Genomic DNA, 24,751 nt, shown 5'->3' on the forward strand with positions numbered 1-24,751 from the left:
GACTTACACCCGTTAGATAATGCTCATGCCGAGCGTACAAAGAAAAGGATGAAAACGATTCAATCGCTTTCATCCTTTTTATAATGATATACAATTTCTATTTAATAAGAACGTGCAAATATGACGCGGCAAGCAGATGGTTTACCTGTGACCATACATTTACCCGGTTCTTTGTCGCCCGGAACAAATGAATCGAACGGAATACAACGAATAGTTGCTTTGGTTTCTTCCTTAATCTTTTCTTCTGTTTCGGTAGTTCCATCCCAATGAGCCAGAATAAATCCGCCTTCTTCGATCTTTTCTTTAAATTCATCGTAGGTATCTACTGTTGTAATCTTGGAATTACGATAGTCCAATGCTTTTTTGTAGATATTAGCCTGCATTTCTTCAAGCAGGTTCTGAACGTATGTTTCAATGCCTTCACAGGTAACTGTTTCTTTTTCCAGTGTATCACGGCGCATCACTTCCATCGTGTTGTTTTCAAGATCGCGACCACCCATAACCAAACGAACAGGTACACCCTTCAATTCATAATCAGCGAATTTGAAGCCCGGGCGTTTGTTATCTGCATTATCATATTTCACAGAGATGCCCAGTGCTTTCAACTTAGCTACAATGCCTTCTACTTTAGCATCGATTTGTTTCAGTTGTTCGTCATTCTTATAGATAGGAACGATTACTACCTGAATCGGAGCCAAATGTGGAGGTAATACCAATCCGTTGTCATCCGAGTGAGTCATAATCAATGCACCCATCAAACGAGTAGAAACACCCCATGAAGTAGCCCAAACATACTCCATCTTGTTTTCCTTGTTAACGAACTGAACATCGAATGCCTTTGCAAAGTTTTGTCCCAGGAAGTGGGAAGTACCACTTTGCAATGCTTTTCCGTCCTGCATCATGGCTTCTATTGTGTAAGTGTCAAGTGCACCTGCAAAACGTTCATTGGCTGATTTCACACCCTTTACAACGGGAACAGCCATATATTTTTCTGCAAATTCACCATATACATTCAACATTCTGATTGCTTCTTCCTCTGCTTCTTCGCGGGTAGCATGAGCGGTATGTCCCTCTTGCCACAGGAATTCGGCAGTACGCAGGAAAAGACGGGTACGCATTTCCCAACGGAAAACGTTCGCCCATTGGTTGCAGAGAATAGGCAGGTCACGGTATGACTGAATCCAGTTCTTATAAGTATTCCAGATGATTGTTTCTGATGTCGGACGGATAATCAATTCCTCTTCCAATTTAGCTGCAGGATCTACTACAACTCCTGAACCGTCTTCTGCATTCTTCAAGCGATAATGTGTTACTACGGCACACTCTTTCGCAAACCCTTCTACGTGTTCTGCTTCGCGGCTTAAGAATGATTTCGGGATTAATAGCGGGAAGTATGCATTTACGTGTCCTGTTTCCTTGAACATGTCGTCCAATTGACGTTGCATTTTCTCCCAGATAGCGTATCCGTAAGGCTTAATCACCATACATCCGCGCACAGCAGACTGTTCTGCCAAATCAGCTTTTACCACCAAATCGTTATACCACTGTGAGTAGTTTTCACTACGTTTGGTAAGGTCTTTCAGTTCTTTTGCCATTATATTTTTCTATTTAAAGTTTTCTTGAGTGTTAAAACAGGGTGCAAAAATACGAAAAATGCATGAACTGCCCTATTCTTCATGCATTAATTTTCTAAAGTCATGTGCTTCTATATTACATATCTCATTTTTCATATTCGTTATATAGTTGCATCCGCGACTGTGCTTGTTCAGCATAGCGCCTTTTTGAGAACTAAAGGTACTATGACCCGGTGAAAAGGTTTTATACAAAAGAAATAAGCCTTTCCTACCCAATTATGGTATTTTACTAATGTGGTGACCTCAATCATTTGTTTTCCTGTTTCCAATGGCGTAATGAAAATATCGACATAAAACAATAAATGTTTATCGTCTTTTCTCATAATTGCTTCTTGCTTGTCTTCCTCTATAATAAGTTCTTCGCTTTCAATAGCTTTAGTTTCTATACCGAAAGGTTTGACTAAACAGGCCCTTATTGCATACAACATTCGGAGCCAAGCGGGGTTATGAGCAAAGACTTTTAAAATAATATCTTTAGGAGACAGATGGTTTTCTGTAACTTCTATGGAAAAACTGTCACTGTAATCTACGGGGAGATATTTCTCTATTTTCTTAGCCATATTGGTTATTCAATTGGGGTTATTCTACAATATGTTCAGTTAGGTTTCGTCCGATAATAGATAAAACCATAGAAAAGGGGGACTTGAAAAATAAAAAATCAGGCAGTTTTTTTAAGATAACCACCTGATTTTCAAAAGAGCGGTAAACGAGGCTCGAACTCGCGACCCCCAGCTTGGGAAGCTAGTGCTCTACCAACTGAGCTATTACCGCATATTTACTGCATTTCTCGACTCAAAATGCCTTATGAAATGGTGATGCAAAGGTAAACATAATTTTTATATCTCAAATAAAATCGCAGAAATTTTAATGCAAGAAAAAAGTGAAATCAAAGTCTCTTCAATTCTTTTGTTTTGATGAAAAAAACAACCGGATATGAAAAAACGCATATTAGTACCCCGTATAATTAAAAATAGAACATCTTATAAAAGAGCGTTGAAACCTTCTTTTGTTGTATTGCTATATTCTTTCTGATGAACAAACCTCTCTTTTCATCTGTTAGAATATCTCAAATTCAGATATAACCTAACCAGTATGAAAAAAAATAAGCGACTTTGTATACTATTGACTTTGTATTTTTCCATCGGTCAGATAGATGCACAGACACCATTAAGTTTCGAAGAATCACTGCATCTGTTGAATCAAGGAAATCAGAGTCTGAAAATAGCAGATAAGAGTATTGAGATTGCGAAGGCTGAACGTGATAAGTTGAATGCTTTCTGGTATCCCAGTCTTCAGTCTACAGGTGCGTTTGTACACATGTCGGAGAAGATCGAAGTTAAACAGCCTTTATCGCAGTTTACCGATCCGGCTAAAGACTTTGTACATTCGATTATTCCGGATGACCAGATCATTTCGTCTATACTGGATCAAATTGGGGCAAATACCCTTATATTTCCTTTGACTCCAAGAAACCTGACAACTGTTGATTTATCAGCCGAGTGGGTACTCTTTTCCGGTGGTAAGCGTTTTCATGCCACCAACATCGGAAGAACGATGGTCGATCTGGCACGGGAAAGTCGGGCACAGGTATCGGCCAATCAGCAAAATTTATTGGTTGAAAGCTATTACGGGCTTCGACTGGCACAACAAATTGTGACGGTTCGTGAAGAAACCTACAACGGATTGAAGAAACATTATGAAAATGCCTTGAAATTAGAGGCAGCAGGAATGATTGACAAAGCAGGAAGGCTTTTTGCCCAGGTAAATATGGATGAAGCCAAACGTGCATTGGAAGCTGCGCGAAAAGAAGAAACAGTAGTGCAAAGTGCCTTAAAGGTTTTGCTGAATAAAAAGGATGCAGATGCCAATATCATTCCTACCTCTCCCCTTTTTATGAATGATTCATTACCACCTAAAATGCTATTTGATCTTTCAGTAAACAGTGGGAACTATACACTCAACCAATTACAGCTGCAGCAGCATATTGCCAAACAAGAAGTGCGGATTGCTCAAAGCGGCTATTTGCCGAATATAGCCCTTTTTGGAAAACAGACCTTGTATTCGCATGGTATTCAGAGTAATTTATTACCGCGTACCATGGTAGGCATTGGTTTTACATGGAACCTCTTTGACGGACTGGATCGTGAAAAAAGAGTGCGGCAATCGAAATTAACGGAACAAACTCTGGCTTTAGGCCAGATGAAGGCCCGTGATGATCTGGCTGTTGGGGTAGATAAGCTTTATACGCAGCTGGAAAAGGCACAGGATAATGTAAAAGCTTTAAATGCAACGATTGCTTTAAGTGAAGAATTGGTACGCATCCGAAAGAAATCATTTACAGAAGGGATGGCAACTTCTACCGAAGTTATTGATGCTGAAACCATGCTTGCCAGTGTAAAAGTGGCTCGCCTGGCAGCATATTATGAATATGATGTGGCACTAATGAATCTACTCTCGCTTTGTGGCACACCGGAACAATTTGCAAACTATCAACCTAAACCGTAACAAACAATGAAACCAACTAGTAAAACCCTATCATGGGCTTTTGTCATCATTCTTCTGGCTGTCGGTATTTTCACCGGCCTGGGAGTTATATTAATGCATAAACAGCCGCTGGTCTTGCAAGGACAAGCTGAAGCAACAGAAATCCGTATCAGCGGGAAACTTCCCGGCCGTATCGACACTTTCTTCGTTCAGGAGGGAGACTGGGTACACCAGGGAGATACTCTTGTCGTCATTAATAGCCCTGAAGTACATGCCAAGTATCAACAAGTGAATGCCTTGGAACAGGTGGCGGTGCAACAGAACAAGAAAATAGATGCCGGAACCCGTCGTCAGATTGTAGCTACTGCACTGCAATTATGGAATAAAACGAAGAGCGATCTAACTCTCGCCCAGACAACTTACAACCGTATTCTTACTTTATATAAGGACAGTGTCATTACTTCTCAAAGAAAGGATGAAGTAGAAGCTATGTATAAAGCGGCTGTAGCAGCCGAACGTGCTGCCTATGAACAGTATCAGATGGCTGTAGATGGTGCACAAAAAGAAGATAAAGCGTCTGCTGCCAGCATGGTGGATGCTGCCCGAAGCACAGTGGATGAAGTCTCGGCTTTGCTGGTCGATGCTCGGTTAATCGCTCCGGAAAACGGTCAGATAGCAACAATCTTCCCTAAACGTGGAGAGTTGGTTGCACCGGGAACTCCCATTATGAATTTGGTGGTGATGGATGATATACATGTTGTTCTTAACGTGCGGGAAGATCTGATGCCGCAATTTAAAATGGACGGAACATTTGTTGCGGACGTGCCCGCTATCGGTAAAAAAAATATTGAATTCAAAATCTATTATATTAGTCCGCTAGGCAGTTTTGCTACCTGGAAATCAACCAAGCAAACCGGAAGTTATGACTTACGTACCTTTGAGATTCATGCCCGCCCAACCCAAAAGGTGGATGACTTGCGTCCCAGCATGTCCGTGTTATTGACTTTAGATTAATCGACATCAAATAAACCAGAGAATGGATGAATCACAAACATATTCCCCTTTTCGTTCCGTACTGCTCAGAGAGTGGCGGCGAATGACTTCACGGCGCCTTTATTTTGGTGTCTGCATTGTCTTGCCATTGTTCACACTTTTCTTTATGGCTACGATCTTTGGTAACGGACAGATGGAAAACATTCCTATCGGTATTGTCGATCAGGATAATACTGCTACTTCCCGGACGATAGTCAGGAACATTTCTGCCGTACCAACTTTTAAAGTGACAAAGCATTTTGTAAATGAAGCAGCTGCCCGTGAATCTGTGCAAAAGAAAGAGATTTATGGATATCTTTCCATACCTCCCCAATTTGAACAGAATGCGATTACCGGAAAGAATGCAACACTCTCCTACTATTATCATTATGCATTAATGTCGGTAGGTGGTGAGTTGATGGCGGCATTCGAAACTTCCTTAGCTCCGGTGGCTCTTTCTCCTGTGGTGATGCAAGCGATGGCACTCGGAGTAGAACAGGATCAGATTACCACCTTTTTATTACCCGTACAGGCTAATAACCATCCGATATATAACCCTAGTCTGGATTATTCGGTATATTTAAGTCAGCCCTTTTTCTTTGTGCTGTTTCAGGTTTTGATTCTGTTGATTACCGTGTATGCGGTTGGCATTGAAATCAAGTTCCGCACAGCAGATGATTGGCTGGCGACTGCAAAAGGCAATATAGTGACAGCTGTTTTAGGTAAATTATTACCTTATACCATTATATATATACTGATAGGATGGTTGGCTAATTACGTCATGTTTGGTATTTTGCATATTCCTTTTCAGGGGAGTTGGTGGTTAATGAATATCATGACTGTGCTTTTCATCATTGCAACACAGGCTTTAGGGCTGTTTTTATTCTCGCTGTTTCCGGCAATATCGTTGGTTATAAGCGTAGTTTCTATGGTAGGTTCTCTGGGGGCTACTTTGTCCGGAGTAACCTTTCCGGTTCCCAATATGTATCCGTTGGTGAGGGATGCTTCCAATTTGTTCCCTGTCCGTCATTTTACGGAAATGATGCAAACCATGCTCTATGGAGGCGGTGGGTTTATCCATCTTTGGCCGTCGGCTGTGATACTCTGTATCTTCCCGTTGCTGGCCCTGTCGCTGCTTCCTCATTTAAAACGAGCTATAGAAAGTCATAAGTATGAAAACATTAAGTAAGTTACAACAGTTGTCATTCATCATTCGTCGTGAATTTCTAGCTATCAGTACCAGTTATGCGGTTTTACTGGTGTTGATGGGAGGAATCTTCGTTTACGGGTTGCTCTACAATTATATGTATGCACCGAATATTGTAACCGATGTACCTGTTGCCGTAGTCGACAATTCGCACAGTGAATTGAGCCGTGATTTTATCCGTTGGCTGGATGCTACTCCCCAGGCAGAGATTTCCAGTCAGGCTATGGACTATCATGAAGCAAAAGAATGGATGAAAGAAGGCAAAGTACAGGGAATACTCTATCTGCCTCATGACTTTGAGGAACGGGTGTTCCGGGGAGATGAAGCCGTATTTTCCCTTTATGCAACTACTGATGCCTTCTTGTATTTCGAAGCTTTGCAAGGTGCTTCTTCACGTGTCATGTTGGCTATTAATGATAAATACCGGCCAGATGAAGCGGTGTTTCTTCCACCACAAGGATTGCTTGCCGTAGCTATGGCGAAACCTATCAATGTGGAAGGCACTGCACTCTACAATTATACCGAAGGGTATGGTTCCTATCTTATTCCGGCAGTCATGATGATTATAATTTTCCAGACCTTGCTGATGGTTATTGGCATGGTGACCGGAGAAGAATACAGTAGTAAAGGAATCCGCGCATATACTCCTTTTGGGGATGGTTGGGGAGTTGCCATTCGTATAGTGGCAGGAAAAACGTCCGTGTACTGTGCTCTTTATGCCATCTTTGCCTTTTTTCTATTAGGTTTGCTCCCTCACTTTTTCAGCATCCCCAATATTGGAAACGGATTGTACATCGTACTATTATTGATTCCATATTTGATGGCAACTTCTTTCCTGGGATTAGCTGCGTCCAGGTATTTTACGGATTCTGAGGCTCCCCTACTCATGATCGCCTTCTTCTCCGTAGGATTAATCTTTCTTTCCGGCGTTTCCTATCCAATGGAACTAATGCCTTGGTATTGGAAAGTAGCCCATTACATTTTCCCAGCTGCACCAGGCACACTCGCTTTTGTGAAACTGAATTCTATGGGAGCCAGTATGGCTGATATCAGACCGGAATATATAACTCTCTGGATACAGGCACTTATTTATTTTACAATAAGTATATGGGTCTATAAGAAGAAACTGGAATCAAATTTGATTGGTTAAATTAACAAAAACAAAACATGCGCTAATTGTAACATATAGCAAAAGAACACTTTCAGATAAATCAACTTCGCAAAGTAAATAATCAACTTTGGAAATAAAAATGTTTCTAAATAGATGTTTTCTTGTAGAATCTCTCCTATTTCTTTGCATTTGTCATTGCTTTTGTCTAGTTTCGTTAACTGTTATGTTTATATGATCGTTAGAAGTAGTTTAAAAAACAACTGTTTATATGAAATACATTGTATATATTCTTCTCTTTTTTCCTGTTTGGGTTACAGCACAAACATACAAATATATAGGAATAGAAGATGGCTTGAGCAATCGCCGGATATTCAATATTCAGAAAGATGCCCAGGGCTATATGTGGTTCCTTACAAATGAAGGGATGGACCGATACAACGGTAAAGATATAAAACACTATCAATTAAATAAAGAAGGTAATACTTTAGACGCTCCCATACGTCTGGGATGGCTGTATACAGAACCGCATATAGGCATCTGGGTGATTGGCAAGCAAGGGAGAATTTTTCAATATGACGCTAATAAAGATGATTTCAGAATGGTATATAGATTACCGGATACTTCTGAAACAATTAGCTGTGGTTATTTGGACCGGAATAATAATATTTGGTTATGTCGCAAGGATACTGTATTGCTTTATAATATTAAAGATGCTCGTATCTTCCAATTCCCTAATGTGCTTCACAGTAGTATCACGGCAATAGAGCAAGTAGATGAGCACCATTTCTTTATAGCAACGGAGACAGGCGTACGATATGTCAAACAGGAAAATAATGTTTTAGAGATTATACCTGTTGAAACATTAGACTATTTCCATGCTCAGGTGAGTGAACTGTATTTTCATCAGCAATTAAAAAGACTGTTTATCGGTTCATTTGAAAGAGGAGTTTTTGTGTATGATACGAATACGCAGGAAATTATACGGCCGGACGCTGACCTTAGTGACGTAAACATAGCTCGTATCAGCCCTTTGAATGAAACGGAACTGTTGATTGCAACCGAAGGGATGGGAGTATATAAAGTTGATGTAAACACGTGTAAACTGGAACATTACATTGTAGCCAACTATCAGAGTTATAATGAAATGAACGGAAATAACATCAATGATGTCTTTGTAGATGAAGAAAAACGAATATGGCTCGCCAATTATCCTACCGGGATCACAATAATGGATAACCGCTATGAAAATTATCATTGGATGAAACATTCCATGGGTAATCACCAATCGCTAATTAACGATCAGGTACATGCGGTTATTGAAGACGAGGATGGCGATTTATGGTTTGGAACCAGTAATGGTATTAGTCTTTATCAGTCAAAAACTGGTAAATGGCACTCGTTCTTAAGTTCTTTTGACCAACAGATAAAAGATAAAAACCATATCTTTATTACTTTATGTGAAGTATCTCCCGGTATTATATGGGCAGGGGGATTTACTTCCGGCATTTATAAAATAAACAAGAATACATTGTCGGTTGAATACTTCTCTCCTTACCTGCTTTCTCACGTCAATATGCGCCCGGATAAGTATATTCGTGATATAGTTAAGGATTCAAGAGGATATATCTGGTCGGGAGGGTACTATAATCTAAAATGTTTTAATCTGGCGACTAACAGTGTTCGTTTATATCCGGGATTGAATTCTATCACATCGATTGTTGAAAAAGACAAAGACAATATGTGGATCGGAACCGTTGGAGGATTGTATTTATTAAATCGAAATACCGGCGAATATCAGTTTATTGAAATGGAAATAGGAGCTGCTTATATCAATACGCTTTATCAGGCAGATGATGGCTTGCTATATATCGGAACAAATGGTGTGGGAGTATTTGTGTACAATCATCAAAATAAAACATTCGAGCACTATTTTTCTGATAATTCCGCCCTGGTTTCAAACAGGATATTTACAATACTGCCGGAAGTGAACGGGCGTATAATGATGAGTACAGAGAATGGAATTACCTGTTTTCATACTAAAGAGAAGATATTCACTAACTGGACCAGAGGAGAAGGATTGTTACCTGCCTATTTTAATGCATCTGCAGGAGCAGTGCGTAAAAATAAAGGCTTTGTATTTGGAAGTGCGGATGGGGCGATTGAATTTCCGGAGGATGTAAAGTTTCCAAAGTATGAGTTTTCCAGACTGATATTCAGTAACTTTTATCTTTCATATCAACCTATTTATCCGGGTGTTGAGGACTCTCCTTTACAGAAAAGTATTGATGAAACGGATGTATTGGAACTCAAATATGATGAGAATACGTTTTCATTCGAAGTCTCTACAATCAACTATGATTCTCCAGAGAATGCATTATACTCTTGGAGACTGGAAGGATTTTATGAGAAATGGACACAACCGGGAACTAATAATTTGATTCGTTTCACCAATTTACCTCCAGGTAAATATACCCTTTATGTACGTGCAGTATCCAGAGAAGAACATGATATTGTCTTTCAGGAACGTAGTATGAAAATCATCATCACACAACCTTTCTGGTCGAGTTGGTGGGCTATTTTGTGCTATATTTTGTTTGTGATCGGAGGATTTTATTTCGTTTTGCGTGTGATAAATCTAAGAAAACAAAAGAATGTATCTGATGAAAAAACGCAATTCTTCATTAATACAGCTCATGATATACGTACTCCATTAACTTTGATAAAAGCACCTTTGGAGGAATTGCTGGAAGAAGAGAATCTTACTGACAACGGGATAACCCGTACGAACATTGCATTGAGGAATGTGGAAGTTCTTCTGCGGTTGGTCAGCAATCTGATTAATTTTGAACGAACGGATGTATATTCCTCTAAAATGAGTGTTTCCGAGTATGAGCTGAATACTTATATGAATGAAATATATGATACATTCTCTTCTTATGCAGCCATTAAGCGCATTGAATATGCATACGAGAGTACTTTCAGCTATATGAATGTATCGTTTGATAAGGAGAAGATGGATTCTATTTTGAAGAATATAATATCGAACTCGCTAAAATATACTCCGGAAAGTGGAAAGGTCAGCATTTCCGTATCTGATACGAACGATTCATGGAAAGTGATTATCAAGGATACAGGTATCGGTATTCCTGCCAGTGAACAAAGTAAGTTGTTCAAGCTACATTTTCGTGCCAGCAATGCCATTAACTCCAAAGTGACAGGTAGTGGTATAGGATTAATGCTGGTAGGAAAACTGGTCAGCCTTCATGGTGGTAAGATTAGTGTAGAGAGTGTTGAACATCAAGGCACGACAATCAAAATTGTCTTTCCGAAAAGCAATAAAAACTTTCAAAATACCGGGGAGGAAACGCACTCTAAGTTTGAAGCGTTGGCTCCTGTACTCCCCGCTCCGAATGTACCTGCAAATACAACTGTCACTGTGAATAATCCAAATTCACGACGGATTCTGGTTGTAGAAGACAATGATGAGTTACGTTCTTATCTGGTCAGTTCATTATCTTCTATCTATAATGTGCAAGCTTGCGCCAATGGAAAGGAAGCATTGATTATTATAAAAGAATTTTGGCCGGAACTGGTACTTTCTGATATTATGATGCCGGAGATGGGAGGAGACGAACTGTGTGTCGCTATTAAAAGCGATATTGAGACTTCACATATTCCTGTATTGTTGCTCACAGCTTTAGGAGATGAAAATAATATTCTTGACGGTCTGTCCATTGGTGCGGACGAATACCTCATCAAACCTTTCAGTGTGAAAATTCTGCGGGCAAATATTGCTAACTTACTGGCAAACCGGGAACTGTTGCGCATGAGATATGCCAATCTGGATATAGAAAAAACGATGGTTCCATCTGCAAACGGCACTAACAGCCTTGATTGGAAGTTTATATCAAATGCTAAGAAAATCGTGGATGAGAATATAAACAACCCTGAATTTTCCGTTGATGTGCTCTGTGAATCAAGTGGCATGAGCCGTACCAGTTTCTATTGTAAATTGAAAGCATTGACGGGACAGTCTCCGACAGAGTTTATTCGGGTGATGCGTTTGAAACGTGCTACCGAATTACTGAAAGAGGGTAGATATGCTATTAATGAGATTTCAGACATGGTTGGATTTTCTGAAACTAAATATTTCCGGGAAGTATTCAAAAAATACTATAAGATGAGTCCGAGCAGGTATGCTAAAGAAGGAGGTAATCCCGCTGCTACTGATCTGGAAGATGATGACGAAGAAGATTGATAAATAAAAAGCGAATAGATACGTTGTATTTTAAAAAGTTCTCCTCTGTTATGGGTATCTATAACAGAGGAGAACTTTCTTTTTCAAGGCTTATAACTCTTTTCAGGGAAAAGCGGTTATTGATAAGGAAGTTATTTGCGAATCAAATATCTAATGAATAAATAACCTCCGAATACTTGCAGGCACATTCCGGGAATTCCAATGCGGAAATCCTGAATGGCATTGTAGAAATTACCTATATACATCCACTCTCCCAATGTCCCTACAACTTGATAGGTAAGTACCACACCAATTAATACCGGGATGGAGATACGTCCGAAATGTTGTGCGGCCCAACCGGCAGCAATGGCGAGCAATACGGACTTTAATAAAATAGCAGGCAGCACCGCCGGCATCGGCATACCAAAAAGTAAGGAGTTGATAATAGGGGAAAGAACAGCAGTCAGCAGACCGACTTTCCATCCGTACTTATAAGCTCCGATCAGTGTGAAGAAATAGATAGGCAGCCAGGTTATTCCTCCTTGCGGTATGAGATGAAAAAATTGGGGAAAAAGGATGTTGCCAACGATGAATAACGAGGCTGCCAGATAAGTTCTCACATTGCCGTAATTCAGCGAATAGAGTTTTACAGTAGTTGATTCCATATCATTTTATTATTTAAAAGTTCAAATTAATACCACCCATAAACGTAGCTTTGGGCATGGGATAACCTGCATTTATTTCATAACGCTGTGCCAGCAGGTTCTCTCCTTTTATGAAGAGGTTAGCGAAACGGCAGACACGATAATTCCCACGAAGATTCCATAAAACAAAATGATCCTGTTGCTCGCTACCTTTTACAACAGAAGTATAAAGTCCTTTCACATATTGTACTCCAGTCGATATACTCCAACGTCCGGAAGTATAGTCCGCTCCTGCATATAATTTATGTTCGGGGGCAGCAAGAACGGGATTCTCCATGTGCAACCAACTATAATTGGCGTTCACATTCCAGTGTGAATTGATGTGGTAGCCTATATTCGTTTCAACTCCCCAATTCTCTATCTCTCCGGAATTGATATTCAATGGAGGAACGAGTCCGTTTGACATAATCAGATTGTCGCCATTGATATAGTAAAGGCTGACTCCGTAGGACAATGCCCCTTTCAGCAGACGTTGTGAATAGGAAAGTTCATAGCTGATTAGTTTTTCCGGTTTCAGTTCCGGGTTGGCAGGAGGAAACATATACATCTCACGAATGGTCGGATTACGGTATCCTTTGCTGACCATTGCTTTAAGTTCTGCATTCTTAGGTAAATGAAAAGCCAGTCCGCCTTGTGGAATCCATTCTGTACCTACGTGTGAATGGTGGTCTACACGAATACCTGCGTCCAGTGAGAACCAACTGCTGATATCCTGACGGAAATCAACGTATCCGGCAAACTCATCCATTTGCTTGTCTACTCCCGGAGTATGTTCACCCGTAGCCAGTACTTTGTTCCATGATTCACCTCCGAAGTGTTGATAATCAAATCCTACGGTCAAACGATTACCGGTAAAGAAAGTGGCACTCTGATACCATGATACACCCAGCATTTTGTCTTTAGAGTTGAAATGTGATTTTTGCGGTTCTTTTCCTATCTGATAGCCATCATTGATTTTATGCCGTCCCCAGTTATAGAAAAAGCTCAAACCTCCTGAAGTCTTTTCATAATGATTTTCTAAAGCAAACGATGTCATTCCACGAGTGATACGGGAATCGTTGTCGATCAGTGGTACTTGGATAGTCCCCGGATTGGAAGCATTAAAATGGGTTACATTCACATCTCCCCATACTTTCCAGAAAGAACTGATATCATAACCTAACTTTGCGTATCCACCATATTGCTCGAATCCCATATCGGGACGATGTCCATCTGTACGATTATATGATCCGGTTACGACGCTACTGAAACGTCCCTTCTTGACACGGTTGGAAAATTCAGTCTGCAACGTGTTATATGAACCGTACCCAACTTGCATATTCGTCTTCACACCTTCTTCCTGTTGCCGACGGGTAACAATATTAATCACACCACCCATGGCATTCGAACCATAAAGTACAGATGCAGGACCTCGTAAAACTTCCACTTTCTCTGCCATCATAGATTGATAAGCATCCGCTATTGGATGTCCCATCAAACCCATGTACTGGGGATGACCGTCAATCAGTACCAATAATCCCGCTGTCGGACTACCACCGATACCACGCAAGCTCATGCCACCTGCAGCTCCGGTAGATACGCCATATCCCATGATGCCACGACTGGTAGTGAATAATCCCGGTACCTGCTCCGTTAACAACGGCAAAAGAGAAGGCTCATATCTTTTCTCAATTTGTTGCCTGCCGACTACGGAAATGGTCATCGGAAGATGACGCACATCGGTTTCATTACGTGTTCCGGTGACTACGACTTCATCAATCATATAATTTCTTCCGGCCTGTATGCTATCCTTTTTAGTCTGTGCCATTCCCGAGATGGAAAGCAAGCTACCGAACAGGAATAAACAAGCTGTATTTCTTTTCATACTTTATTTCGTGTTTCAAGTTTCTTCTTTTTACTTCTTATTTCTGATCTTTTCCAGAAAATCGCGGATCAGTGGTAATATTTCTTCTGCTGATTCCACTTCGCTGCACATTGTCTCTACAGGACATCCTCCTGTATGGTTACGGTTCCAGATAAAAGGTACTTCCTCTGTAAAACCAACTTTTATATCTGATTTCTGAAGCAACTCCAGAGCTTTGGTACTGATAATATCAGTATATAACTCTTTGATTCCTCCCAGAATCATCAGGGCGGCAGCTCCCTTTCCAACCACCTTATCAGCAATCGAGGCTCCTTTAAGAAACTCCGGTTCCTGGGTCAGTAAATCATAGATATCAGCCACACCGCGTTGAGTGAAAGTACGGATTTCTCCTTTGTTGGCAATAGTACAGGAATATCCTCCCGTATGTAGTAAATTGATTAATTCTTCCATCTTTTCTTTTATAAAGTACCTTGTTTCAATTGTTCTACGAACTGATCTATCCGATGCAGCTCTTTCGGAATATCAATGTTCTGCGGACAGTGTGCCACACACTGGTTACAACCGATGCAATGGCTTGCCTGACGAAGTTTTGGCACGCTACGGTCATATCCGACTAGAAAAGCACGCCGGGCTTTTGCATAATTCTCATCCTGCCCGTTCCTGGGGACATTCCCTTCATTGACGCAACGGTTGTAATGTAACAACACAGCAGGTATATCCAACCCATAAGGACATGGCATACAATATTTGCAGTCGTTGCAAGGGATCGTTGGATATTTCAACATTAATTGTGCCGTTTCTTCGAGAAACTCTTTTTCTTCATCTGTCAACGGTTCCAAAGGAGAATAAGTGCGGAGATTATCTTGCAGATGCTCCATATAAGTCATGCCACTTAACACAGTCAGAATGTCCGGAAATGAACCGGCAAAACGGAAAGCCCAGGAAGCGACACTGCTTTCCGGACGGCGTTGTTTGAGCCGTGCCACCAGGTTGTCATTCAATTTAGACAAACGACCTCCTAAAAGCGGTTCCATGATGATAGATGGAATTCCTCGTTTATGCAGTTCTCCATACAGATATTCAGCATCCGTATTCCGGGTATTGGTTTCTTTGGCATGTTTCCAGTCTACATAGTTCAATTGTATCTGTACGAAATCCCACTTGAATTCATCGTGCCGTGAAAGCAGATAGTCATACACTTCGATATCCCCATGATAGGAGAATCCCAAATTGCGGATACGTCCTGCCTCCCGTTCTTTCACCAGAAAGTCAAGCATTCCGTTATCCAGGTAGCGTCCTTTAAGGGCTTCCATTCCTCCCATGCCGATGCCGTGAAGCAGCATATAATCAATGTAATCTACCTGCAGGTCTGCAAACGATTTGTGGTACATCTTGAGCGATGCTTCACGAGACCATGTATCGGGAGAGAAATTGGATAACTTGGTGGCGATATAATATTTGTCACGGGGATGACGGCTCAATGCAATACCCGTTGCCTTTTCGGAAAAGCCCTGTACGTATGCCGGAGATGTATCGAAATAGTTTACTCCGTGAGCGATTGCATAATCAATCAGTCCATTCACGGCATCCTGGTCGATTACTTCACCATTACCGTTGGGAGCAGGTTTGAGAGGCCAACGCATACAACCATATCCCAAGAGTGAAACACGGTTACCGGTAGTCGGAGACGTGCGGTAAGTCATTTTATCGGTAGGCACCTCTCCTTCTCCTGTTGCGCTGCTTGAAGAGGAAGTACCTTTTGAAGAGCATCCGTATAATAGCCCTGTCGATGTGGCTGCACTAATACCTACAATCTTAATGAAATCTCTTCTATTTATATCTTTCTTATTTTTATCTTCCATAATCTTATACTGATTTAGATCAAATAATTCTATGCATCTGATGTCCTGTCACATAAATAGCGCTGAAAGGACGGGACGGACAAAGGTTCTCACACGCCCCACAACCGATACATTTTTCTACATTTACTACCGGAATCTTTGGAGAATCTGTTTTTTCAGGATCGGAAGCTACCATCTGTATGGCACCTGTCGGACAATGGCGGGCACAGTTGCCACATTCCATTCCATCTGTCAAAGGTACACAGTTCTCTTTAATCCATACGGCATGTCCGATCTGAATAGCTGATTTCTCGGCAAGACTGGTGAGATGAATAGCGCCGGCGGGACAAACTTCCGAACATTTAGTACATTCGGGACGGCAATATCCACGTTCGTATGACATTTCCGGTTGCATCAATGTCAATAGGTTGTCCGATGGGCGCAATACCTGGTTGGGACAAACAGAGACACATAATTGGCAGGCTGTGCAATGTTGAGTGAAATTGCGTGCGCTTAAAGCACCGGGAGGATAGATCGGATTTTCTCTTTGGGGAATCTTTTTATCTTCGATAGTAGCCAATCCTCCGTCTACTTTTTTCTCTTGTGCTTTCAGTACAGAAGTTGTTGCAAAAATGGCCGATGCTGAAAGGAAGCTACGACGGGCATTGTCTACCTGTTCAGTAGTGACAGACTTTGCTTTCGTATCTTCGCTCGTACCTGTTTCGTTCTTAGGTTTCCGTCTTGTGTATGTAATGGCTCCATGCTTACACTTTCCGATGCAATCCATACAAGTCACACAACGGCTATAATCTATTTCATGAGCTTTCGGATTAATACACGATGCTTTGCAATTGCGGGCACACAAACCGCAACTATTGCATTTGGAAGTATCAATTACCGGTTTGAATATCGCATATTTGGATATAAACCCTAATACAGTACCTACGGGGCAGATCGTATTACAATAGGTTCGTCCGTTGCGCCACGCCAGAATGAAAAGAACAACAAGGGTAACAATGGCAATCAGCATCGTCGAAAGACTCTTCATCCATACATCTACCTCATAAAAAGCATAACTATCCATTCGTTCGGCGAAGTACGCCAACAGGTTGTTTCCCCATTGCCAGACCGGTGCAAAAAGACTGGAAGCTATCCGGCCATAAGCACTATACGGTGCCAGCAAGATAGCCAAAGAGTTCAATCCTGCAACCATCATGATAATGAATACTCCTAAAACGCCATACCGCAACCATTTCATTGCTGGTGAATAACGGAACCGGTTTTTCTTTTGTTTGCCGGATACCCACGAAACAATGTCCTGAAACACTCCCAACGGACAAATAACAGAGCAGTAGATACGTCCGAACAGGAATGTAAGTACAACTAAAAACAATACGACACCTATGTTCAAGGCTAATAAAGCCGGCAGAAATTGAATTTTCGCCAACCATCCGAACCATGTGTGCAATGTACCCGTGAAGTCGAGAAAGAGCAGGGTAATAAGTGTAAAGCACACAATGGCGGTTGTAAGTCTGATAGTACGTAGCATAAACTAATTAATTTTCAATTTATAGTAGTTATATCTAAATGTCTAAAACTGTCAGGATTGAACCATCTATATTTCAACTTTGCAAAGTTAATCAGGGAAATTTGTTTTTCAACTATACAAATTACAGAATGTTTTACCAATTTTACTGATAACAGACGGGAAAACCTTTAGCCGATTGGGTAAAGCACTATTTTTCTAATGCCACGACCTCTCCAATCTCCGGAATCAATACATTCAGAGAATCTTTATTCTTCATTTCTTCTGCATTTTTGAGAGGTTCATCCCAACGATGTTTGGCCAACGCATATTTAGAATGATGTACGGTCAGAACTCTTTTCGCTTTTAAATCTCTGGCCGTCTGTGCCATATACTGGGGCATCAAATGGATCAAGCTCCATTCTTCGTTGTATTGTCCGTTTTCGAGGATTGCAAGGTCGATGTCCGGAAATCGGTTACCTATTTCTGCGTAATGCGTATCATATCCTCCGTCTCCGCCGATGTATATCTTTTGTGAAGGAGTTTCTAACAGGAAGGAAGCCCAAAGTGATTGGTTGGCAGTAAGTCCGCGACCGGAGAAATGGCGGGCAGGCAAACAATGTATCATAAAGCCCGGAGCGAGGTTTGCGTCTTCATTCCAGTCAAGTTCTATCAGACGCTCTTTATCAAATCCCCAATATTCGAAATGTTCGCCAACACCCAACGGACAAATCACTGCTCCAATCCGGTCTTTTAATTTTTTGACTGTGTTGTAATCCAAATGATCCCAATGATCGTGACTAATCACGAGATAATCAATGTCCGGCATATCATCCGGTGTATAAAGTTCCGTACCTTTGAATGGCTTGTTGACAAAAGATACGGGAGAAGCCATACAAAATACCGGGTCAACCAATATTCGCTTTCCTCCCGTTTGAATCAGGTAAGATGAATGTCCGAACCATACCAATATTTCTTCATTACGGTCAATCTTGCGTAAATCCGTTTTTATTGCTTTGACAGCCTGTTCGGGGCGCAAACCGTCTATCTTTCTGAAAATGAACTCCCAGATTCCGCTAAAACGTCCCCTGTCGGAAGTCATCAATAGAGTTTCATGCTGATTTTTAAATTCTCCGTTTCTGTAATTAGGAGATTTCATGACTCTTTCCAGCCGTTCCCCACGGGGAGTTCTGCCGAAACTGGCTTGATTGATAAAAACAATGACTGACACCGCCAGCAATGCTATTACAGCTAATATACATCCTATAATCATACGTGCTTTGAATTTCTTGAATATGATACGCATATAATTCATAACTAAATTATTTCACGCAGCAAATATACAGGTATTCAGAGAGCTTGTTAGTATATATATTACAGATTGTTATACCATAATTACTGAAAGCAGTTGCCTGTTGGGTGTCAGTCTATTGTGTGAACAAACCCTTTTCTTGTTCAGTTATTTAGAAATAAATTTTGTAGCTGATGTTCGGAATCAGCCCCGCTCCGTCTTTTTCTTCTACTACGCTCGTTCTTTCATTGTATTGATAGAAATGCATTCCGGTACGCATACCCACATTCAGTATTTTCAGAGAAAACTCGTGGGATACTCTTTTCTTATTGATCCGGAAACTGATGGAAACATCACCGTTTATAGATGGATTGAATCGTTTAGTATAGGCTTTGCTCTCGTCAAAGACGATGTCTTTTTCTTCCTGACTTTTTTCTTCATCCACAGGTGTATAGCGTCCTCCTCCCTGAAAGAACAGACGGCCGTTTACACTTAATACATTCTGTTTGAGTCTGCCAACCATCCATTCTTTTCCGGCGAGCAGGTTCACTAAAAAACTTTTATCCAGTCTCGTATTTCGCCAGATACGGTCTCCTCCCCTATATTTCGATTTGAATAATGAAGCTGTAATCATATAGTAGAAGCCGTTTTTCATGTATTGTTCCAGTGTTATATCTATTCCATAGTTTTTGGCTATTCCGGTGTTTGTCAATATGCGGTCTAAATAGAATTCTTCATAATTGATAATCGAAAAGGAGGAGTTTTCCTCAACTGGTATGTGGAATAAGTATTGATAATAGGGTTCTATTTTCAGATGTAGGGTCTGATTGATATTCCAGTCATAAGTGAATCCGAAATGATGTGCCTTTGAGAAGTCCAGGTACCGGTTTGATTCCTTTTTACCATTGATTATCTGTTCAACAAAGTAATAGTCGAGCCTTTCCCGACGGCTATGCAAGCCGTAAGCAGCTGCTAAAGAATGTGCAGGATTTATTTTCCATTTAAGGGCAACTCTCGGTTCTATCGACCAGTTCTTGTTTAAAGTAAAATATTGTCCGGTAACCCCTAAACTGGTTGTCAGATTGTTGCTCAAGTTTATTACGGAACTACTATATGCCGAGAGGACTGTGCTTTCTCCACTGCCTTTCGATATTTGCTCCATAGGTTTGTTTAATCCCCAATAAGGGCTGACTTTGTAATCAAGATCATATTTAAGTTCCGTAATGGTAATCCCTGTTCTGTTGGTATGCCTCGGACTGAATTTCTTATTCAGATATGAATTGAATACTAAATTCCATCTACTATTCTGAATATCTGCTACATTAATAATAGCGTCGTCGGTATGTAAGTCTGCCAATGAACGGTCTTTGGAATAGGTAGCGGATAGAGAAGAACGGATATAAGTATTTTCATCCAGTACATATTTGTGCGCTAAGCCACCTGCCAGCTTATCCAGTTTATTATATCCTGACGACCGGTCTCCCATCGTTTCCCATTCGGAACGTTCCAAAACATCTGCTTTATTCCTGTCTATCAATCCTAATCCCCAAATCGAAAAGGTTCCGGCTTTACGTGTGGGAAAATTTAGTTTGAAGGCTAAATCCTGATATTTCAGGTTGATGTCATTACCCGATGCCAGTGAAGTAGTAGAAAAGCGATAATTCACCAGATAGGAACTTCCCCGTTTTTTACTGATAGGACCTTCCGAAGCTAAATCTATGCCCATGAGTCCGACCTGAAAGGCGTGTTCGTACTTCTGATTATTACCATTGCGCAAATGCATATCGAAAACACCGGATAAGGCATTACTGTATTCTGCTGGGAAAGCTCCATTGTAGAAATCGGAGTTTCCGATAACTTGCGTGCTTAAAGCAGACAGAAATCCCCCTCCCAGCCCTGCTAAATCGGCAAAATGAGTCGGATTAGGTATTTCAATTCCCTCCAGTCTCCATTGGGTAAATTGCGGAGCGTTTCCCCGGATAGCCACTGCATTGGTACCGACATCTCCTGCCACTCCAGCAAATGCAGAACTTAACCGTGCCGGATCATCAAACCCATTGGCAAATCGGGACGCTTCTTCAATACTAATCATACGCCCTCCCGTAATAGCCATCGGGTTGACTGTCCGGTCTTTTTTTATTTCCGGTTTGACAAGCACTTCAGCCAAATCCTGCACATTTTCATCCATAGGGATTTCTACAAATACTTCTTTGGATGATGTGACAGACACTTCGCTAATGATACTTGGGCGATACCCCATAAAAGATGCCTGAATATTATAACGTCCTATCGGGACGTTATTAATCCGGAAATTTCCCCGGTTGTCAGTTGAGCCTCCCAGTGAAGGTTTCTCTGCTATACAGACGGAGGCATATTCTATTGGCGTATTGGTTTTGGAATCAACAACGATTCCTCTTATGGTTTGAGTCAGTTTTTGTGTATCATCATTGGCAGGCTTTTGTCGGTTATCTTGCAAAGAAATAATAATATGATATCCTTTTATTTTATATACATATCCGGTTTCTTTTAAAAGTTGAGTCATCGCTTTGACGACAGCTACATTTTTAAGAGATAAAGACTGCTTTTTGTCTATATCCAGATTCGATTGTTCATAAGCGATGCTATATCCGGTTTGTGATTCAATTTGAGCAAAGGCTTCTTTTAATGAGATTCTTTTATTTTGTATGGTAATCTTTTTTTCTTTATTCTGTGCGACAGTTGTAAGAGAGAGAAAAGTAAAAAATAAAAAAATGGCGAGCTTAGCTGCCCGTTTATTCGTATTAATTCGATTCATTATTCTATATTTGTATGTTGATACTTCATTTTACGTCACTTGTTGAATGAGGATAGACATTTCAGAACTGGGAAGAGGGTCTCAAGCTGCTTCCCGGTTCTTTTTGTTCATAGGCTGTTTCTTTTATGGTTGGGTTAATACTATTTTATTTTCATGTTGTTGATAATCAAAGCCGATGATATCTTTCAATATATTCAGTATTTCATCCAGATCTTCATCTTTCAGAAATTTGACTGTATATCGTTTGGACGCAGGGATATTTGCCTCATTATCAATCGTGGTGTTATAGTGTCTTTCGAGGGTTCGGAATATTTCTCCGGCAGTAGCATTGGTAAAGATCAGTTTTCCCACTACCCAACTGTTGGTGTCATGAGTATCTATCACTGATATATGGATGTCTGACGACTTCTTATCGTATGTAAGCTGTTCATTGGGTTTAAGTATCCGGGGAGGTTGGGACTGGACGCTCACTTCTACCTTGCCGCTCGTCAGTGTAGTTGTTATTTTTTCATCACCAGGATAGGCTTTCACGTTGAATTTGGTTCCAAGAACCTTTACGGAAAGCTGGGGAACTTCCACGATGAAGGGGCTTGCAGTATCTTTTTGGACAGAGAAATAAGCTTCACCGTTAAGAATGACCAAACGTTTATCTTTAGCAAAAGTTTCCGGATATAAAATGGTGCTTCCCGCATTCAACCAAACTTCCGAACTGTCCGGCAAGATTAGACGTTTCTGTTCTCCATAAGCAACGGATACCTCTATCATCTCGTTTTGTGGAGAAAGATAGCAGAACATTCCTCCTGCTAATAAAAGCAATGGAACAACAACTGCGGCAACACGGGCAAACCTCTGATAAGAAGCGATGCCCGTCAGATGTTCTTTGTTGTATCCGGTTCTTAAATTCACCCGTTCCAGTGAGGCATAAGTGTTCGAATCGGCTTCTACGTCCAATTCATTCCAATAATCCAATGAAGCTTCTGCTTTCGCCTGCTGGTCTTTATCTTTAATGATCCACTTCTGTACTTTCTCTTCCGTTTCGGATGGAAAGCGGGTGGAAAGGAACATTCTGATGATTTTGGTGATATTACTTTTCTCCATTTTTACTGCACTTTACTATATATACAGTTAGGTGGCAAAAAGCTCAATAAGAAAATGAATATTTTTGGAAAAAAAATAAGTAAAGAAGAAAATAAAGTTACAATAATGATAACAGAAAACATGAAATAACCTTCCGTATCTCTTTTAAAGCGAGGCTTAGCTGGCTTTCAACATTTCTTTTGGTAGTGTTCAGTCGTTCGGCAATCTCGGCATTGGATAATCCTTCATTACGACTTAATGTATAAATCATTCTCCGTTGTTCGGGCATTCCTCCGACAAGTTCGTCAATCAGCATTTCCAATTCCTTGGCAATAAGGTCTTCTTCGGAAGTAGAGCTATATCCTGTTTCTTGATTATGGTTCAGGTAGGCATCACACACATATTTATGTTTCAGAAAGTTGATTGCTGCATTTCTTGCAATGGTGTGCAAATAAGAATTGAATGATTTGGACGTATCAATCGAATGACGGTTGATCCAAAGATTGACAAATAAATCCTCTGTCAGCTCTTCTGCATCAGGCTCCGATTTTATATATCCGTCAATAAATGCTTTGGTTTTGTTGTAGTATGTAATAAAAATAGTCTCAAAGGCCTTGTGATTCCCATCCTGAAAGGCCTCCAACGTTTTTATATCAATGTTGTTATTCATACTATTTCCCAACTTTCATTTCATTGGGACAAAAGAAGCAATAATTTATTTTAGATAGATGGTCTTTTTTGAAATATTAATGATATTAGAAAGATTTATTCTATTTTTGTACGAAGCATATAGTAAAAACGGAAATGAAACAATCAAGTAAATATGGAAAATAAAAAATCAACTCTTCGTTTTATCTATCCTCAATGGCAAGGAGGAATTGTAGATCATTGGATGCCTGATATTCCGGCGGAAGATTCATCCAGAGGCTACTATCTGGGAGCACAGTTATTGAACTATTTAGCCCCACAGACCGGTCAGAAGACCGTCGAAGTTCCGGTTTCACTGGATATCAATGACAGAGCGACGGAAAAAGGCATCAGTGCACGCAGTGTCATACTGAAACAAACTAAAGCTGCGCTTGATCTGCTTAAAGAGAATCATCCGGATCGGATTGTCACTTTAGGAGGAGAATGTTCCGTTAGTGTTGTTCCGTTTACTTATTTAATCAATAGATACCCGGATGATGTAGCTATCATCTGGATAGACGCACATCCCGACATCAATCTGCCTTATGATGAATATAAGGGTTATCATGCAATGGCACTAACAGCTTGTTTGGGAATGGGAGATGAAGAAATAATGGAATTACTTCCGGGAAAAATAGATGCTTCCAAAGCCCTGATTGTCGGACTCCGCTCATGGGATGAGGGTATGCAGGAACGACAAAGAAAGTTGGGGATTAAAGGATTATCTCCACAGGAAGTTGCCAATGATCGTACCAAGATTATGGAATGGCTGAAAAGTACCGGGGTTTCGAAGGTGGTTATACATTTCGATATGGATGTATTGGACCCGGCAGAGATAATCGCTGCCGTAGGCGTTGAGCCTAACGGCATGAAGATTGAAGAAGTAGTTCGTATCATTAATGATATATCCTCCGAATATGATCTGGTAGGACTTACAGTTGCCGAACCTATGCCACGAGTGGCAATCAAACTTAGAAATATGCTCAATCAGTTACCTCTATTGAAAGATTAAATCCCCCTTTGACGAGGACGGTAAAGAATACCGAATACATTCAGTAGATACCCCAATAAACACAATAATGGGGCAATACGTATGCGTGTTCCACTAAATATATCGGGATTATAGGCGGCAAGGGTACTCCCCTCGCCGCTCATTAATATATATCCTATGATAATCAATATAGAGCCGATAATTAAGATGACGTAATTTCTTTTGCCCAATACTGTTTTTATTTCTTCTTCTCTTATTCTTTTCGATTTCAT

At 40.7% G+C, this 24,751-nt stretch carries 18 protein-coding genes and 1 tRNA gene; 6 read left to right on the forward strand and 13 right to left on the reverse strand.

Annotated features, from left to right (window positions below):
- Nucleotides 1-101 precede the first annotated feature (101 nt).
- The 3 genes from proS to DXB58_RS18670 form a co-directional block, all read right to left on the reverse strand.
- Nucleotides 102-1,595 (reverse strand): proline--tRNA ligase, encoded by a 1,494-nt coding sequence (proS, locus tag DXB58_RS18660; RefSeq protein ID WP_004306082.1) that lies wholly within the window; start codon nucleotides 1,593-1,595, stop codon nucleotides 102-104.
- 170 nt (nucleotides 1,596-1,765) lie between these two features.
- Nucleotides 1,766-2,194, reverse strand: coding sequence for a DUF2867 domain-containing protein (locus tag DXB58_RS18665; RefSeq protein ID WP_122137839.1), 429 nt, complete (start codon nucleotides 2,192-2,194; stop codon nucleotides 1,766-1,768).
- 138 nt (nucleotides 2,195-2,332) lie between these two features.
- A tRNA-Gly gene (locus tag DXB58_RS18670) sits at nucleotides 2,333-2,405 on the reverse strand.
- Between the two features lie 321 nt (nucleotides 2,406-2,726).
- Here DXB58_RS18670 and DXB58_RS18675 point away from each other — a divergent pair.
- The 5 genes from DXB58_RS18675 (at nucleotide 2,727) to DXB58_RS18695 (ending at nucleotide 11,726) form a co-directional block, all read left to right on the forward strand.
- Nucleotides 2,727-4,139: a TolC family protein gene (locus DXB58_RS18675; protein WP_122137840.1), complete on the forward strand. Its 1,413-nt coding sequence runs from the start codon at nucleotides 2,727-2,729 to the stop codon at nucleotides 4,137-4,139.
- A 6-nt stretch (nucleotides 4,140-4,145) separates the two neighbouring features.
- Nucleotides 4,146-5,132, forward strand: a complete 987-nt coding sequence (locus DXB58_RS18680; protein ID WP_122137841.1) for an HlyD family secretion protein — start codon at nucleotides 4,146-4,148, stop codon at nucleotides 5,130-5,132.
- Nucleotides 5,133-5,154: 22 nt separating this feature from the next.
- Nucleotides 5,155-6,339: an ABC transporter permease gene (locus DXB58_RS18685; protein WP_004306085.1), complete on the forward strand. Its 1,185-nt coding sequence runs from the start codon at nucleotides 5,155-5,157 to the stop codon at nucleotides 6,337-6,339.
- Nucleotides 6,323-7,507, forward strand: a complete 1,185-nt coding sequence (locus tag DXB58_RS18690) for an ABC transporter permease (RefSeq protein ID WP_122137842.1) — start codon at nucleotides 6,323-6,325, stop codon at nucleotides 7,505-7,507. The genes DXB58_RS18685 and DXB58_RS18690 overlap by 17 nt, the downstream gene beginning before the upstream one ends.
- A gap of 229 nt (nucleotides 7,508-7,736) precedes the next feature.
- Nucleotides 7,737-11,726, forward strand: coding sequence for a two-component regulator propeller domain-containing protein (locus DXB58_RS18695; RefSeq protein ID WP_122137843.1), 3,990 nt, complete (start codon nucleotides 7,737-7,739; stop codon nucleotides 11,724-11,726).
- Between the two features lie 131 nt (nucleotides 11,727-11,857).
- Here the strand turns inward: DXB58_RS18695 and DXB58_RS18700 are convergent, their stop codons facing one another.
- The 9 genes from DXB58_RS18700 to DXB58_RS18740 form a co-directional block, all read right to left on the reverse strand.
- Nucleotides 11,858-12,370 carry an ECF transporter S component gene (locus DXB58_RS18700; RefSeq protein ID WP_122137844.1) on the reverse strand — a complete coding sequence of 171 codons (513 nt, stop codon included), beginning with the start codon at nucleotides 12,368-12,370 and terminating at the stop codon, nucleotides 11,858-11,860.
- A gap of 13 nt (nucleotides 12,371-12,383) precedes the next feature.
- Nucleotides 12,384-14,273, reverse strand: coding sequence for a TonB-dependent receptor (locus tag DXB58_RS18705; RefSeq protein ID WP_199487988.1), 1,890 nt, complete (start codon nucleotides 14,271-14,273; stop codon nucleotides 12,384-12,386).
- A 30-nt stretch (nucleotides 14,274-14,303) separates the two neighbouring features.
- On the reverse strand, nucleotides 14,304-14,723 hold the full coding sequence (locus tag DXB58_RS18710) for a DUF1893 domain-containing protein (RefSeq protein ID WP_008999621.1): 420 nt from the start codon (nucleotides 14,721-14,723) through the stop codon (nucleotides 14,304-14,306).
- An 8-nt stretch (nucleotides 14,724-14,731) separates the two neighbouring features.
- The gene (locus DXB58_RS18715) at nucleotides 14,732-16,135 is read right to left on the reverse strand and encodes an aldo/keto reductase (RefSeq protein WP_117933756.1); all 1,404 of its coding nucleotides are present in this window, start codon (nucleotides 16,133-16,135) and stop codon (nucleotides 14,732-14,734) included.
- Nucleotides 16,136-16,154: 19 nt separating this feature from the next.
- On the reverse strand, nucleotides 16,155-17,663 hold the full coding sequence (locus DXB58_RS18720) for a 4Fe-4S binding protein (RefSeq protein WP_122137845.1): 1,509 nt from the start codon (nucleotides 17,661-17,663) through the stop codon (nucleotides 16,155-16,157).
- Between the two features lie 187 nt (nucleotides 17,664-17,850).
- Nucleotides 17,851-18,954 carry an MBL fold metallo-hydrolase gene (locus DXB58_RS18725; RefSeq protein ID WP_117933753.1) on the reverse strand — a complete coding sequence of 368 codons (1,104 nt, stop codon included), beginning with the start codon at nucleotides 18,952-18,954 and terminating at the stop codon, nucleotides 17,851-17,853.
- A gap of 148 nt (nucleotides 18,955-19,102) precedes the next feature.
- Nucleotides 19,103-21,724, reverse strand: a complete 2,622-nt coding sequence (locus tag DXB58_RS18730) for a carboxypeptidase-like regulatory domain-containing protein (protein ID WP_122137846.1) — start codon at nucleotides 21,722-21,724, stop codon at nucleotides 19,103-19,105.
- A 123-nt stretch (nucleotides 21,725-21,847) separates the two neighbouring features.
- Entirely contained in the window at nucleotides 21,848-22,822 is a 975-nt protein-coding gene (locus tag DXB58_RS18735; RefSeq protein WP_122137847.1) for a FecR family protein, read from the reverse strand.
- Between the two features lie 97 nt (nucleotides 22,823-22,919).
- Nucleotides 22,920-23,471, reverse strand: coding sequence for an RNA polymerase sigma-70 factor (locus DXB58_RS18740; RefSeq protein WP_008999616.1), 552 nt, complete (start codon nucleotides 23,469-23,471; stop codon nucleotides 22,920-22,922).
- A 153-nt stretch (nucleotides 23,472-23,624) separates the two neighbouring features.
- On the opposite strand from DXB58_RS18740, the gene DXB58_RS18745 reads away from it, so the two are divergent.
- A complete protein-coding gene (locus tag DXB58_RS18745; protein ID WP_122137848.1) occupies nucleotides 23,625-24,500 on the forward strand; it encodes an arginase family protein in 876 nt (291 codons plus the stop codon).
- Here DXB58_RS18745 and DXB58_RS18750 read toward each other — a convergent pair.
- Nucleotides 24,497-24,751 carry a DUF3098 domain-containing protein gene (locus tag DXB58_RS18750; protein ID WP_004325939.1) on the reverse strand — a complete coding sequence of 85 codons (255 nt, stop codon included), beginning with the start codon at nucleotides 24,749-24,751 and terminating at the stop codon, nucleotides 24,497-24,499. The genes DXB58_RS18745 and DXB58_RS18750 overlap by 4 nt on opposite strands.

This window comes from Bacteroides sp. OM05-10AA (assembly GCF_003439055.1).
GTDB classification, from domain to species: Bacteria; Bacteroidota; Bacteroidia; order Bacteroidales; family Bacteroidaceae; genus Bacteroides; species Bacteroides intestinigallinarum.

What these genes read in the sequence shown, in the direction of transcription:
- DXB58_RS18710 (WP_008999621.1), bottom strand. Translation starts at nt 14,723, where the DNA reads ATGGAAGAATTAATCAATTTACTACATACGGGAGGATATTCCTGTACT.
- DXB58_RS18715 (WP_117933756.1), bottom strand. Translation starts at nt 16,135, where the DNA reads ATGGAAGATAAAAATAAGAAAGATATAAATAGAAGAGATTTCATTAAG.
- DXB58_RS18720 (WP_122137845.1), bottom strand. Translation starts at nt 17,663, where the DNA reads ATGCTACGTACTATCAGACTTACAACCGCCATTGTGTGCTTTACACTT.
- DXB58_RS18725 (WP_117933753.1), bottom strand. Translation starts at nt 18,954, where the DNA reads ATGAATTATATGCGTATCATATTCAAGAAATTCAAAGCACGTATGATT.
- DXB58_RS18685 (WP_004306085.1), top strand. Translation starts at nt 5,155, where the DNA reads ATGGATGAATCACAAACATATTCCCCTTTTCGTTCCGTACTGCTCAGA.
- DXB58_RS18735 (WP_122137847.1), bottom strand. Translation starts at nt 22,822, where the DNA reads ATGGAGAAAAGTAATATCACCAAAATCATCAGAATGTTCCTTTCCACC.
- DXB58_RS18680 (WP_122137841.1), top strand. Translation starts at nt 4,146, where the DNA reads ATGAAACCAACTAGTAAAACCCTATCATGGGCTTTTGTCATCATTCTT.
- proS (WP_004306082.1), bottom strand. Translation starts at nt 1,595, where the DNA reads ATGGCAAAAGAACTGAAAGACCTTACCAAACGTAGTGAAAACTACTCA.
- DXB58_RS18740 (WP_008999616.1), bottom strand. Translation starts at nt 23,471, where the DNA reads ATGAATAACAACATTGATATAAAAACGTTGGAGGCCTTTCAGGATGGG.
- DXB58_RS18745 (WP_122137848.1), top strand. Translation starts at nt 23,625, where the DNA reads ATGGAAAATAAAAAATCAACTCTTCGTTTTATCTATCCTCAATGGCAA.
- DXB58_RS18750 (WP_004325939.1), bottom strand. Translation starts at nt 24,751, where the DNA reads ATGAAATCGAAAAGAATAAGAGAAGAAGAAATAAAAACAGTATTGGGC.
- DXB58_RS18705 (WP_199487988.1), bottom strand. Translation starts at nt 14,273, where the DNA reads ATGAAAAGAAATACAGCTTGTTTATTCCTGTTCGGTAGCTTGCTTTCC.
- DXB58_RS18665 (WP_122137839.1), bottom strand. Translation starts at nt 2,194, where the DNA reads ATGGCTAAGAAAATAGAGAAATATCTCCCCGTAGATTACAGTGACAGT.
- DXB58_RS18690 (WP_122137842.1), top strand. Translation starts at nt 6,323, where the DNA reads ATGAAAACATTAAGTAAGTTACAACAGTTGTCATTCATCATTCGTCGT.
- DXB58_RS18700 (WP_122137844.1), bottom strand. Translation starts at nt 12,370, where the DNA reads ATGGAATCAACTACTGTAAAACTCTATTCGCTGAATTACGGCAATGTG.
- DXB58_RS18695 (WP_122137843.1), top strand. Translation starts at nt 7,737, where the DNA reads ATGAAATACATTGTATATATTCTTCTCTTTTTTCCTGTTTGGGTTACA.
- DXB58_RS18675 (WP_122137840.1), top strand. Translation starts at nt 2,727, where the DNA reads ATGAAAAAAAATAAGCGACTTTGTATACTATTGACTTTGTATTTTTCC.
- DXB58_RS18730 (WP_122137846.1), bottom strand. Translation starts at nt 21,724, where the DNA reads ATGAATCGAATTAATACGAATAAACGGGCAGCTAAGCTCGCCATTTTT.